The sequence below is a fragment of the Methylobacterium sp. Leaf123 genome (assembly GCF_001423405.1).
GTDB lineage: Bacteria > Pseudomonadota > Alphaproteobacteria > Rhizobiales > Beijerinckiaceae > Methylobacterium.
This window is the reverse complement of record NZ_LMNS01000038.1, coordinates 93884-107034: the sequence shown is the minus strand read 5'-3', so window position 1 is coordinate 107034 and position 13151 is coordinate 93884. Positions and strand designations below refer to the sequence as shown.

Here is a 13151-nt window from a genome sequence, read left to right as displayed (position 1 = left end):
CCGCCCTTTTTCACGTGCGGCGTGCCGTCCGTTGCACCATACCGGCGGACAGCGAGGAGCATCCCTTGAGCCGAACCGCTACGAATCCGCCCCCCTCCCCGATCGCGACGGGCCTGCGGGGGCGCTGCCCCGCCTGCGGCGAGGGCCACCTGTTCAAGGGCTTCCTCGCCGTCAAACCGGCCTGCGAGGTCTGCGGCCAGGACTTCTCCGCCTTCGATTCCGCGGACGGGCCGGCCTTCTTCGTGATGTCGATCACCGGCTTCGTCGTCGTCGGCATGGCCCTGTGGATGGAGATCACCTACGAGCCGCCGGTCTGGGTCCACGCCCTCGTCGCCGGCAGCCTCGCCATCGGCCTGAGCTTGGCTCTGGTGCGCCCGCTGAAGGGGCTGCTCGCCGCCGTCCAATTCGCCAACAAGGCCGCGCAGGGGCGCTTCCGCTAGTGGCCGCCTTGTCCTCGACCGAGCGAAGCGCGCGCCTGCGCAGCCTGTGGGCGCCGGGCCTCGCGGCCCTGGTCTGCCTCGCGATCCTGCTCGGTCTCGGGACCTGGCAGTTGGCCCGCAAGAGCGAGAAGGAGGCGCTGATCGCCCGCATCGTCGAGCGCTCGCAGGCCGAGCCGCCGGCCGACCCTCCCCCCTTCGGGGAATGGGACGCGAAGGCCGACGAGTTCAGCCGGGTGCAGACGCGCGGCACCTTCCTGCACGACAAGGAGACCCTGGTGCATGGGTTGGCACCGGGCGAGCCCGGCCGGGCGCTCCAGGGCTTCTATGTCATCACCCCGCTCCAGCGCGACGACGGGACGACCATCCTGATCAACCGCGGCTTCGTGCCGACCGAGTTGAAGCGCCCGGAGGACCGCGCCGCCGGTCAGGTCGCGGGCGCGGCGACGGTGACCGGCATGCTGCGCGCGAGCGAGACCCGCACGCTGTTCGTGCCGGAATCCGATCCGAAGCGTGATGCATGGTTCACCCGCGACATCCCCGGCATCAGCGCCGCCCGCCATCTCACGAATGTCGCCCCCTACCTGATCGAGGCCGACGCGACGCCGAATCCCGGCGGCTGGCCCCGCGGCGGACAGCTCCGCGTCGATCTGCCGAACAACCACCTGCAATACGCCTTCACATGGTTCGGCATCGCCGCCTGCCTGATCGGCGTCTTTTCGGTGTTCGCGTGGAAGCGCTTGTACGATCCGGCGGACCCGAAGGCCGGTTGACGGCGTTGGCCCGCATGTTGCTCCGATCGTGAGCCTGCGGGGACAACCAGACCCTCGCGGCTAAGACTCGCGAAAAGAGATGCGGAGGGCTCCCGATGCGTGCCGTCGCCGTCTTTCTATTGGTTTTTCTGACATCGGCCGCGGTCCGGGCCGACGATGCGGCCCGCGATGCGGCGCGTGCCACCATCGAGCGGCAGATCGAGGCCTTCCGCCGAAGCGACGCCGCGGCGGCCTATGCCGAGGCCGCGCCGCAGGTCCGCAACCTGTTTCCCTCGGCCGAAACCTTCATCGCCATGGTCGCGAAGGGCTACGCCCCGGTCCTGCGCCCGCGCAGCTACCGCTTCGAGGCGACCGAGACGACCGGCGAGGACGAACTGGCCCAAGGCCTGAGCCTTCAGGACGAGGCCGGCATCGATTGGGTCGCGCTCTACACGCTCCAGCGTCAGGCCGACGGCCAGTGGCGCATCACCGGCTGTCACTTGAAGAAGGCGCCGGGCGAGAAGGTTTGACGCTGCAGATGTGAGAAACCGATCCGGCCCCGCTTCGACACGGCCGAATCGATCGTGTAGAGGGAGCGCCTTCCCGGAGGCATCTTTGCTGCACGTCTCGACCCGCGGCGCCGCTGCGCCCTTGAGCTTTTCCGATGCGCTGCTCGCCGGCCTCGCCCGCGACGGCGGTCTCTACGTGCCCGAGAGCTGGCCGCAGATCAGCCGTGCCGAGATCGCGGGCTTTGCCGGCATGCGCTACGCCGAGGTGGCCAAGCGCGTGCTGCGCCCGCTCATCGACGGCGAGATTCCGGACGACGCGCTCGATGAAATGATCGAGGCGGCCTACGCCACCTTCCGCCATCCGGCGATCTGCCCGCTCACCCAGATCGACGACAACCTGTTCCTGATGGAGCTGTTTCACGGGCCGACGCTCGCGTTCAAGGACGTGGCGATGCAGCTCCTCGGGCGGCTGATGGATTACGTGCTGCGCCAGAAGGGTGGCCGCGCCACCATCGTCGGCGCGACTTCGGGCGATACGGGCAGTGCCGCGGTCGAGGCCTTCAAGGGGCTCGATCAGGTCGACGTGTTCATCCTGTTTCCGCACGGCCGCGTCTCGGAGGTGCAGCGCCGGCAGATGACGACGGTGAACGCGCCGAACGTCCACGCCCTCGCCATCGACGGCAATTTTGACGATTGCCAGAACATCGTGAAGGCGATGTTCCAGCACGGCGACTTCGCCGACACGGTGAAGCTCTCGGGCGTCAACTCGATCAACTGGGCCCGCGTCGCCGCGCAGACCGTCTACTACTTCACCAGCGCCGTGGCGCTCGGCGCCCCGCACCGAAAGGTGTCCTTCGCGGTGCCGACCGGCAACTTCGGCGACATCCTCGCCGGCTGGGTCGCCAAGCGGATGGGCCTGCCGATCGAGCGGCTGATGATCGGCACCAACGCCAACGACATCCTGGCCCGCGCCCTGGAGCACGGCAGCTACGAGCCGCGCGGCGTGCAGCCGACGACCTCGCCCTCTATGGACATCCAGATCTCCTCGAACTTCGAGCGGCTGCTGTTCGAGGCTTTGGGCCGTGATGCCTCCGCGCTCGGCCGCCTGATGGCCGGTCTGAAGCAGTCGGGCGGGTTCTCGCTGAGCCCCGAGGTGCTGGCAACCGTGCGCGACGAGTTCGACGCGACCGCCGTGCGGGAGCCGGACGTGGTGGAGGAGATCGCCGGCACCTACCGCCGGACCGGCCTCGTGCTCGATCCGCATAGCGCCATCGGCGTGCGCGCCGGCCGCCGGCTGCTGGAGAAGGATCCGGCCACCCCGGTCGTGGCGCTGGCCACCGCGCACCCCGCCAAATTCCCGGATGCGGTCTCGCAGGCGACCGGCGGCGGGCGCCCGGTTCTGCCGCCCCACCTCGCCGAACTGATGACCCGGCCCGAGACGGTGGCGAACCTCGCCAACGATCAGGCCGTGATCGAGCGCTACATCACGGACCACGCCCGCATCACGCGCGGCGCTTGAGACCGCGTCACTCAGCTTCCGGTTGCTGACCGTTCCGGCGGTGGCAGTGCAACGGGAGTTGCGTGAGCGACATTGATACGCAACGGGGCCGTTCCGGACCGTCAGGGCCGGGGCGATCCCATCGAGCCTGCGCGGCATCCGAGCGGAGACGATCTCCGCATCACGCAGGGATCGATCGGAGTTTGCATGAACCAGCATTTCTCGACCTTCGGCGCCTCGCCCGGCCTCACCGTCAGCCGGCTCGATAACGGCCTGACCGTCGCCACCGAGACGATCCCCGGTGTTGCCACCGCCACGCTCGGCGTCTGGGTCGGGGCGGGCTCGCGGCACGAACGGCCGGACGAGCACGGGCTCAGCCACATGATCGAGCACATGGCGTTCAAGGGCACGGCGACGCGCTCGGCCCGGAAGATCGCCGAGGACATCGAGAATGTCGGCGGCGAGATCAATGCGGCCACGAGCACCGAGAGCACGAGCTACACCGCGCGGGTGCTCGGCGAGGATGCGGGTGTGGCCCTCGACGTGCTCGGCGACATCCTCACCCGCTCCGTTTTCGAGGCGGGCGAACTCGCCCGCGAGAAGGGCGTGATCCTTCAGGAATATGCGGCGGTCGAGGATACGCCCGACGACGTCGTCTATGACGCCTTCATCGAGACGGCCTTCCCCGATCAGCCGATCGGCCGGCCGATCCTGGGCCGGCCCGAGACGATCCAGAGCTTCGACCGCGCCGCGATCGAAGCCTATATCGCCCGCGAATACGTGCCCGAGCGCATGGTGCTCGCCGCCGCCGGGGCGGTGGAGCATGCCGAGATCGTCGAGGCGGCCGAGCGCCATTTCGGCGCCCTGAAGCCCGTGGCGGCGCCCCCGGCCGTGGCCGGCGTCTACGGCGGCGGCGAGCGGCGGATGCAGAAGCGGCTCGAACAGGCCAACCTGGTGCTTGGCCTGCCCGGTCTCTCCTTCCGCGACGATGGCTATTACGCGCTCCACCTGTTCTCCCAGGTGCTCGGCGGCGGCCTCACTTCGCGGCTCTGGCACGAGGTGCGCGAGACCCGCGGGCTCGCCTACGACATCCAGGCCTTCCACTGGCCCTTCAACGATTGCGGCCTATTCGGCATTGGTGCCGGCACCTCGGGCGCGGATCTGGCCGAACTCGTCGATGTCACCATCGCCACCACCCGCGAGGCGGCGGAGCGGCTCGACGCGGCCGAACTCGCCCGGGCCAAGGCCCAGCTCAAGGTGTCCCTGCTCACCGCCCTGGAAACGCCGGGCGGGCGCATCGAGCGCAACGCCCGCCAGCTTCTCGCCTGGGGTCGGGTGATCCCGCCGCAGGAGCTGATCGCCAAGGTCGATGCGGTCGAGGTCGAGCATGTGCGCGCGGCCGGCCGTGCCCTGCTGCGCGGCGCCCCGACGCTCGCCGCGATCGGCCCGGTGAAGGGTTTGCCGTCGCTCGCACGCGTCGCGTCGGCCCTTCAGGCGGCCTGATACCGCCTTATCTCGGTCGTTATGAAGTCCGGCGCTCCAAAGGCGCCGGGCCCCGATCCCAGCGATAAAAACCACCCGCCATGAACCCCGTCGCCGTCGCGACCATGCTCGGCATCGCCCTCGGCTTTTTCGGCCTGCTCGCCTATGCGCTGACCGTGGGCGAGGCGTGGCTGCTCGCCATCCTCGTCATCATCGCCATCGGGCTGTTCGTGCGCTGGGGCGATTGAACGCGAGAGCATCGTCCTGGATATCGGATCCAGGACGATGCTCTCGCCATTTGTTTTTGCATCATCTTTTTCCGAAAGCCGGCAGCCACCTTTCGGGACGATGCTCCAGGCGCTGCCGCCTCGGGACGTCTTATCCCCGAAGCGACAGACCGGACGCGGCGTTACTTCTCCTCCAGCGCCGGACCCCGCGTCGCATCGGTCCCCTGCCCCGTTCCCGCGAGCGGGCCGACCGTGACGGGCTGGCCGGAGCGGGCGGCGGCGTAGATCGCCTCCATCAGGATCATATCCTGCAAGCCCTCCTCGCCGGGGGTGCGGGGGCGGCGATCGGCCAGGATGCACGCGGCCATGTGGTCGAGTTCGAGCGCGAACTGGTTCTTGTGCGTCAGCACCGGCTCGTCGCGCTGGACGTGGCTGCCCTCGCGGTGGGCGATGGTGAGGCGCTGGCCGCGATAGGCGAAGGCGTTTGCCAGATCGAGCGAGCCGCCCGTCGTGTGGACCCGGAGCGACCGGCTCTCGTGGACGCCGTAGCTGGTGCCGCATTGCGCGATCACCCCGGAGGGGAAACGGAGCGTGAAGGCGACGCTCTCCTCGACCTCCTTGAAGCGCGGATCGTTCTCGGGCGTGACGATCTGCGCCTGGATCGAGACCGGCTCCTCGCCGAGCAGCGCCCGCACCCCGTTGAGGCAGTAGAGGCCGATATCGGGCAGCGCCCCGCCGCCTGCGAGCGCCTTGCGCAGGCGCCACTGCTCGGGCAGCGCCGTGGTCTGGCCGTTGAACGCCTCCACCATCTTCACGCGCCCGAACTCCCCGGAGCGGGCGAGCCGCACCACCTCGCGGTTGAACGGCTCGTACTGGCAGCGATAGGCGATCATCAGTTTGACGCCGGCTTTGTGGCAGGCCTCGACCATCTCCTGCGCCTCGGCCGACGTGTTCGCCATCGGCTTCTCGCACAGCACGTGCTTGCCCGCGCTCGCGGCGGCCAGCACGTTGTCCCGGTGCAGGCCGTTCGGCGTGACGATGTAGACCGCCTTGACCGCGGGGTTGGCCTTGAGCCGGTCCCACTGGTCGTAGCCGTAGATCGCCTCGGCCGGGATGCCGTACTGCGCCGCCGTGAGCCGCGCCTTCTCGGGCGAGCCCGACATCAGCGCGACGACCTTCGCCTTCTTCGCCTCGCCGAAGGCCGGGAGGATTTCCTCCAGGCTCAGGCGCCCGAGCCCGACGATGGCGAAGCCGACCCGCTCGGAGGGCGGCATCGGCGCGGGCGGCGGCGGGGGTGGCGCGTCGCCGGAATCGCGCCAGTTCGGGAAGACGATCCGGTCGCCCTGAACCGCGCCGGTATCGGCCGGCACCGAGCGTGCCGGTGCACCGGAGGCGGCCCGCGCGCCCCCGCCGAGGCCGAGGGCCGCGCCGGTGAGGCCGGCGCCGCCCGCGAGAAGGAGGCGCCGGGACAGGTGGGGGTCGTCGCTCATGACAGGATTCCGGCCTTGCTGATCACGTGCCTTGCGAGCACGAGGCCGGAACGCGTCAGCCCGGCGCGGAGGTTCCTTTAAGCTGGCCCGGGCCGGTCGAGGCCGGTGTCGGATCGGGATCCTCCACCTCGCCCCGGCGCTGGAGTTGGAGCGCGACGAACCAGCACAGGGCCGCCCAGGCGGCGCCGACGCACCAGCCCGCCACCACGTCGCTCGGCCAATGCACGCCGAGATAGACCCGGCTGAAGCCGACCAGCACCGTCATCCCGATGCCGAGCGCCAGCATCAGCGCCTTGACGCTGTGCCGCCGCTCGACGCGGGCGAGCAAAGTCGCGAGCGTGAGGTAAGCGATCGCCGACATCATCGCGTGGCCCGACGGGAAGCTCGCCGTGAACACGTCCATGCCGTGCGGCACGAGGTCGGGCCGGGGGCGGTGGTAGAACAGCTTGAGCACCGTCGAGACCGCCTCGCCGCCGCCGACGGCGGCCAGCACGAACACCGCGACGCGCCGCCGGCCGGAGAGCGCGAGGTAGATCACCGCCGCCGCCGTGAGGAACACGATGGTGACGACGCTGCCCCAGCCGGTGATGTCGCGCATCGCCTCCTCCAGCCACGCCGGCCCGAGCGGGTCGGACAGGTCGGCGGGGTTGCGCAAGCCGAGCAGGATCTTGCGGTCGAGGGCGGCGGTCGAGCCTTCGCCGACCTCGCGGGCGAGCGCGAAGAAGCCGTAGCCGAGGGTGCTGACGAGAAGCAGCGAGACCAGCGGCCCGACCTCGTTGAGGTGAAGCCGCAGCCAGACGGCGGACGATCCGCGCCAGAGGGCGCCCCCGCCGGTGCGGGCGATACCGGGTAGTCTCATGCCGCATCCCCGAATGCGATGGTGGCGACCCGCTCCCACGGGCCGCCGAGATAACGCCATAGCAGCACGCCCGGTGCACGGAAGTGCGAAGGTTCGAAGTCCTGGGCCAGGGCGGCATGCAGCGCGCGGGCGGTCTCGGGGGCGACCTTGTTCTGCACGGTGACGTGCGGGCGCCAGCCCTGCCGATCCTGCGCCGTGAGATGATCGCGGAACGCCGCCGCGACCCGCTGGCGGAAGGCGGACAACGCATCCGATTCCAGAGCGTAGGCGACGCCGCGCCCGGTGAAGCGCACCCCCGTCACCGCGACCTCCGGTGCGGCTTGCGTGCGAGCGAGTGCCGCCACCGTCTCGGTCACGCCCGCCGTATCCTCTCCCGGCAGGTGGTGGAACAGCGTCGCATGGGCGGGAATGTGGTTCAGCGCTTCGGGAAAATGCCGCCGCCGCAAACCGTCGAAGGTGGCGAAGGCCGCCTCGTCCATCTGCACGGTCAGGATCAGGGGGGCGGGCTCGGGCAACGCTTTGAACTCTCGGTCGAGGCCGGGGCGTCCGGCGCGGGTCCGAGCAAGATGGCGCGGCGGGAGCGCGTATCCAGCGGGCGGGCTGTGGTGTGGCTGCGCTGTTCAGCCGGTCGAGCTGCGTCTAGGAAGCTGCCATGGCCCGCAGGAAGAGAGAGATCATCCACCGGGGACGCGACGGATGGCTGTTCCTGATCGGGGGCACCAACGGGGTGCTCCTGCAATACCGGCGCTCGCTCGCCGGATGGTGGCATCTGCGCCGCTGGGCGCGGCTGATCGAGGCGCGCGCCGCCCGCGCCCAGGCGCTCGGCATCCGCTACATCCACACCATCGTGCCGGAAAAGCTCTCGGTCTACGACGACCGCACCCTCGACCTCGATTACGACGCGCGGCTGTCGCCGGCCCGGCGGCTCGCCCGCCGGCTCGACCGGATGAGCGGTTTCGTCGATCTCGTCGCGCCCCTGCGTGCCGCCCGCGACGGGGCGGAACCGCTCTACCGCCGCACCGATTCGCACTGGACCTATGAGGGCTGCCTGATCGCGTGCCGGGCGCTGCTGCGGGCCTGCGGCGCCGTGGCGCCGCCCGATATCGCCGAGCGGCCGCGCTTTCCCCATGACGGGTTGTGGGATCTCGGCGACAAGCTGCCCGACCGGCCGCGGGAGACGGTGGTGAACTGGGCGGTGCATCGCGACGCCTCACGCGCCTATGCGAGCCCGCTCGTCGAGTCCTACGAGGCGGAGGGCCGGGCGGGCGACCTCCATGTCGGCGCCCACGTCATCTACCGGAACCTCTCCCCTCAGGCCGACCCGCGGACCCTGGTGCTGTTCGGGGATTCCTACGCGCATTTCGCGCCGATCATGCTGACCAGCTTCCTCGCCGAGACGTTCCGCGAGATGCACTTCGTCTGGTCGTCCAGCATCGACTGGGGTTACGTCGAGCGGGTGCGCCCCGACATCCTGATGTTCGAGATGGCCGAGCGCTTCCTCGTCCGCATCCCGAGCGACGATTTCGACGTCGCGGCCTACGAGAAGCCGGGGATGCAGAAGCCGGCGCGTCAGGCGGAGATGGCACCGCTGGTCTGACGCAAAACGGCGCCCCTCGAACCGAGGAGCGCCGTTCTCTTCCTAATTCTAAGCATCGCGGCGTTTAGCGCGAGCAGACCCGCTGGCGGGCCGGGCCGCCGCCGCCGGCCTGGTAGCTCTTCGCGTGGCCGATCGAACCGGTCATGTCCTGGGTCGGATTCCCGCCGCCCCGCTTCACCACGATGTCGCAGTAGCCCGACCGGTTGCCCGCTGCGAGCGGAAGCGCGCCGAAGCCGCCATTGGCGATGTAGGACGGGGCCGGCGGTACAACCTGCGACGGCAGCGCGGTCCACGTTCCCTTCTTCGCCCGAGCCGACTGCGCCGCGACCGGCGTCACCGTGGTCGCGAACGCAAGCAGGAGGACGGAGGCGTATGATGCAAAGCGCAGCATGGTGTGCTCCTCTTGTGTTCAATTGCCGCTTAATTTCCAAGCAAGAGCACAGTTACCATGCAAATCCACGGGGGGAAGTGTGTTAAAACACAATAATGTGATAAATTTTAATCCATAGAAATATAATTTATTCTGTAGGGATTAAAATCATTACTCGGACGTATAATAGAAATGCTGACGCGCTCAGCAGACTGTCCGGCTTACGGCTGATGGCCTGATCTCTGCCGGAGTGCCATTCGCGGCGGGGCGGGATTGGGTCTCGCCCGGCGAGCCGAAGATGCAGCCGGAGCCTGTGAAATCGCGTGCGGCTCCGCCGAACCCTTTCGATGGCGGATGCCGGCAATTGCCGGGGGCGACAACGAGAAAGGCCGCGCTCCCCTGGGGAACGCGGCCTGTTTTCAGAGCCGTGATGCCGTGTCTGCCGACGGGGGCTCGGTGCCGCTCAGACCCCGAAGCGCTTCGGCGTCGAGGGGGGCGTGGCGTTCGGCATGCCCGGTGACGGCGCGCCCATCAGGGACATCCCCGCGGCGGCGGTGGCCTTCTGGGACGGGGCCTCGTTCGCGGCCGGATCGACGGTTTTCGCCCGGAAGCCCGCGGCGAGGCTCTTGGCCTCGGTGAGATCCTTCGGCGAGAGCTTGGCGGCGACTTCGTCCCGCTTGCGGCCCGCTTCCTGGTCCCCCTGTATGGCAGCGGCCGAGAACCAGAGATAGGACTGGACGAGATCCTGCCCGACGCCGAGGCCGCGGGCGTAGAGCACGGCGAGGTTGTACTGGCTGTCGCGTACCCCGTGTTCCGCCGCCCGGCGGAAGGCGTTCGCGGCGGTGACGAAATCCGCCTTGCCGTTGGCCGCCGGGTTCTCGGCATGCAACACGGCGAGGTTGTGCATCGCGCGGATATTGCCTTGATCCGCCGCACGGCCGTACCAGGCCTTCGCCTTCTCGATGTCCCGGACCACGCCCGAGCCCTTCTCGTAGGCGTTGCCGACCTTGAACTGCGCCGGTGCGTAGCCGGCATTCGCGAGCCGCTCGTAGAGCTTGGCCGCGATCGCGAGGTCGCGGGTCATGCCCCGGCCCTCGGCCTCGCGGGAGGCGATCTCCCAGACCGCAGCGCCGTCGCCGTCGAGCGCATCCTGCTTGAGCTTGGCCAGGGCCGGCGGCAGGCCGGCGAGATCGGGGCCGAGCGTGTTCATGCCCGCGACCTGGGGCAGCCCGCGCTTGGCCGGCGCCGATTTCGTCTCGGCGATGGATTGGGTCGTCGCCGGGTCGGGCGTCGTCGGGGCGGAGGTTCCGGCCTGAGGGGACGTCTCGGACGAAGCTTGGGCCTGTGACGCCTGCGCCCCGGTGGAGGCGCCTTGCTCGGCCGTGGTCTCGGTGCGGCTCGCGGTGGTGTCGGAGGCCGCCGGGGCGGTGCTCGCCACCGGACGGGCCTCCGGCGCGGCCGCGTCGGCGGTCGGGGCGCCCTTGCCCGCGAGGAAGGCTTGGTAGGCGCCGAGCGCCAGCACCACGGCGGCGAGGCCGAGCAGGAGCGTGCGGCGGCGGCTGTCGAGGGCACCGCGGATCCGCGAGAGCGGCGTCGTCTCCGCGCCCGGCACGCGGGCCGGGGCGACCTTGTCGCGCAGGCGCGCCGTCAGCGGCGCCTCGGATGTCGATTCGGCCTGGGCCGCCTGCGCCGCGCGGCGCGCGGCGGCGATGAAGCTCGTCTTGATGTCGGCGCCGCCCGTCGCGGTGGGGCTCGCCTCCGGCGCGGCCGGGCGGCTGGGGCCGGGCCGGCCCGCGCCGGGCTCCAGCAACTCGTCGGACACGCGGTTCGCCTCCGTCCCGCCGGCCTCGGCGGGGGAGGCGGTGCGGTTCGGGCGTGCAAGGTTCTGAACCGATGGCTGGGCAGCCGTCCTCGGGGCAGGCGGGCGCTCATGCGAGACGCGCTCGGGATCGACGCGCTCGGCCGAGGACAGCACGACGGGCGCGCGCTCCTGGGCGGCGGTGAGTGCGGCGGACGAGGTCATGGTGCGGTCGAGCTGCTCGCTCAGCCGCATCAGCACCGCCTGCACGCCTTCCATCGTCGATTGGAGGCGCTGGTCCGCGCCCTTCTGGTTCGCCCGCATTTCGGCGAGATCGGCTCGCAGCAGGTCGAACCCGCCGCCGGCCGCGAGCGGGGCGGCCGAGCCCGCGATGGCCTCACGGACCGCATGCGCGACGGTGGCCTCGAGATCGGTTCCGTTGCGCAGGGCCGTGACCTGGGAGAGCAGGTCGCCCATGGAGCGCTCGAGGCGCGCCACGGCCGGATCGGTGTCGCGCGGCGTTTCGAGCCGGCTCGCCAGGGCGAGGACATGGCTTTCCAGGGCATCGAGCCCGCTGCCGCCCGCGCTGACACGATCGACCTTTTCGGCCACGCCTTCGAGCCGCTCGATCAGCTCGCCGACGGAGCCGGCCTCGGCCCCGTCGAGCCGCTCGGCGAGCGCCTCGAAACGTCCGAGCAGCGCGCCGGGGAGTTCGCGGGCGGAATCGGGCGCCTTCAGCTCGCCGCGGATCTCCTCCAGCAGCGGCTTGAGGGTGGCGATGCCCGCATCCTCGTCCCGCTGGAGCTGGGTGATCTGGGCACTGATCGCCTGCACGCCCTGGGCGAGGCTTTGGATCCGCTCCGGCCCCGCCAGAGAGGCCACGAGGCGGCGGATCTCGTCGAGTTCACGGAACACGCCGTCGAGGGCGCTCTGGTCGGCCGGGCCGGAGAGAGCGCCGGAGAGGACGGCATCGACCTTCCCGGCCAGGCGCTCCACCTCACCCGCGATGCGGGCGTGAACGTTGTCCGCCACGTCTTCGGCGATCCGCTCCACTTGGAGGCGCATCAGCTCGACCGGTGCAGCGATGGCGGCGAGTTCCTGCGGCGCGCGGGCCCGCTGCAAGTCGCTGGCGACCGTCTGCATGGTCTGCTCCAGCTCGCTCACGTCGCGGCCGGTGGCGAGGCCGCCGAGCGCGTCGCGCAGCCGGTTCGTCTCGCGTTGCAGTTCGGCGATGGCCGGGGACGGCTCCTGGCCGGACTCGGCCTCGGCCTGCGTCACCGAAAGGGCGGCCGGGCCGTCTTGCGGCGCGGCTGCGCTGGCGGCGTTCCATTCGGCGATGCCGGCTTCCAGCTCGCGCTGGCGGCGGCGCACCTCGGCGACCGCATCGCGGACCTCGGTGGCGAGCGGGCGCCCGCGCCGACCCAGCGGACGCGGCGTGTCGAGCTGGCCGGCGATCTCGCCCATCTTGCGTTCGATGTCGGCGATGCGGCCGGCGATCATCTCCGGTGCGGCGGGCGGGCGGGCCGTGGTCAGCCGCGCCTCGATCTCGCCGATCATCCGGGCGGCATCGGCCTTGGACGCCTCGCGCTCCTGGCTGATCGAGCGGTCGAGGGCGTCGAGCCGCCGCATCATCGCGCCGATCGAAGCTTCGAGCGACCTCGTTTCCGGGGCCTCGGCCTCCGGAGCGCCCTGACCGGCCTCCCGGCGCTTGTGCTGCGGCCCGTCCTTGCGTGAAGCGGGTGCCTTTTCCGGCGCCCGGCCTCCGACCTGCCGGGCTGGCTCTGCGCCGGTCTCCCGGGCCTGGGGCGTCGCATCCGCACGGCGCCGCCGCGGGCCCGGCTTGACCGGGTCGGGCGTCGCCACCGAGGCGATCCAGCTCTCCAGCGGCACCCCCGCTCGCCGGGCGACCTCGCGGGCAGCCGCGAGTACCTCCGGGTCGAAGCTGTCGAGGCTGATCGGGGCAGTCTGTTTCATCTCGCGGAGATCCGAAGTCGGCGGCTTCCGGTGCCCGGCGGACCATCGTTTCGCGCAAGGCGTGAAACGGCGGGCTGCGGATCGGACTGGAACGACCTTTTCCATTCTTGGTAAATGCTTGGTTAAGCGCGCGACGGAATGGCCTCGCTTTTCCGGGA

At 70.4% G+C, this 13151-nt stretch carries 12 protein-coding genes; 7 read left to right on the top strand and 5 right to left on the bottom strand.

Annotation, left to right across the window (positions count from 1 at the left end):
• Positions 1-65 precede the first annotated feature (65 nt).
• The 6 genes from ASF53_RS20130 to ASF53_RS26365 all read left to right on the top strand — a co-directional run bounded on the left by ASF53_RS20130 (position 66) and on the right by ASF53_RS26365 (position 4926).
• Positions 66-440, top strand: coding sequence for a DUF983 domain-containing protein (locus ASF53_RS20130; protein WP_004446931.1), 375 nt, complete (start codon positions 66-68; stop codon positions 438-440).
• Positions 440-1210, top strand: a complete 771-nt coding sequence (locus ASF53_RS20125; protein WP_056202825.1) for an SURF1 family protein — start codon at positions 440-442, stop codon at positions 1208-1210. The genes ASF53_RS20130 and ASF53_RS20125 overlap by 1 nt, the downstream gene beginning before the upstream one ends.
• A 95-nt stretch (positions 1211-1305) precedes the next feature.
• Positions 1306-1719, top strand: a complete 414-nt coding sequence (locus ASF53_RS20120; protein WP_056202821.1) for a DUF4864 domain-containing protein — start codon at positions 1306-1308, stop codon at positions 1717-1719.
• A gap of 85 nt (positions 1720-1804) precedes the next feature.
• On the top strand, positions 1805-3217 hold the full coding sequence (gene thrC / locus ASF53_RS20115) for a threonine synthase (RefSeq protein WP_056202818.1): 1413 nt from the start codon (positions 1805-1807) through the stop codon (positions 3215-3217).
• A 186-nt stretch (positions 3218-3403) separates the two neighbouring features.
• Positions 3404-4699: a M16 family metallopeptidase gene (locus tag ASF53_RS20110; protein ID WP_056202815.1), complete on the top strand. Its 1296-nt coding sequence runs from the start codon at positions 3404-3406 to the stop codon at positions 4697-4699.
• Positions 4700-4779: 80 nt separating this feature from the next.
• Positions 4780-4926 (top strand): hypothetical protein, encoded by a 147-nt coding sequence (locus ASF53_RS26365; protein ID WP_200943283.1) that lies wholly within the window; start codon positions 4780-4782, stop codon positions 4924-4926.
• 161 nt (positions 4927-5087) lie between these two features.
• On the opposite strand, the gene ASF53_RS20105 is transcribed toward ASF53_RS26365, so the two are convergent.
• From ASF53_RS20105 to ASF53_RS20095, 3 genes are read right to left on the bottom strand one after another with little or no spacing between them, the layout of a single operon-like run.
• Positions 5088-6395, bottom strand: coding sequence for a Gfo/Idh/MocA family protein (locus ASF53_RS20105; protein ID WP_056202812.1), 1308 nt, complete (start codon positions 6393-6395; stop codon positions 5088-5090).
• A gap of 55 nt (positions 6396-6450) precedes the next feature.
• Positions 6451-7254: a phosphatase PAP2 family protein gene (locus ASF53_RS20100; RefSeq protein ID WP_056202809.1), complete on the bottom strand. Its 804-nt coding sequence runs from the start codon at positions 7252-7254 to the stop codon at positions 6451-6453.
• Complete coding sequence (locus ASF53_RS20095) at positions 7251-7769, bottom strand: 2'-5' RNA ligase family protein (RefSeq protein WP_056202805.1); 519 nt, start codon at positions 7767-7769, stop codon at positions 7251-7253. Before ASF53_RS20095 ends, ASF53_RS20100 begins: the two co-directional genes overlap by 4 nt.
• A gap of 137 nt (positions 7770-7906) precedes the next feature.
• On the opposite strand from ASF53_RS20095, the gene ASF53_RS20090 reads away from it, so the two are divergent.
• A complete protein-coding gene (locus tag ASF53_RS20090; RefSeq protein ID WP_056202802.1) occupies positions 7907-8851 on the top strand; it encodes an alginate O-acetyltransferase AlgX-related protein in 945 nt (314 codons plus the stop codon).
• 64 nt (positions 8852-8915) lie between these two features.
• On the opposite strand, the gene ASF53_RS20085 is transcribed toward ASF53_RS20090, so the two are convergent.
• Together ASF53_RS20085 and ASF53_RS20080 are read right to left on the bottom strand one after the other, a co-directional pair.
• Positions 8916-9242, bottom strand: a complete 327-nt coding sequence (locus ASF53_RS20085; protein ID WP_056202799.1) for a hypothetical protein — start codon at positions 9240-9242, stop codon at positions 8916-8918.
• Positions 9243-9684: 442 nt separating this feature from the next.
• A complete protein-coding gene (locus ASF53_RS20080) occupies positions 9685-12993 on the bottom strand; it encodes a tetratricopeptide repeat protein (RefSeq protein WP_056202796.1) in 3309 nt (1102 codons plus the stop codon).
• Positions 12994-13151 lie beyond the last annotated feature (158 nt).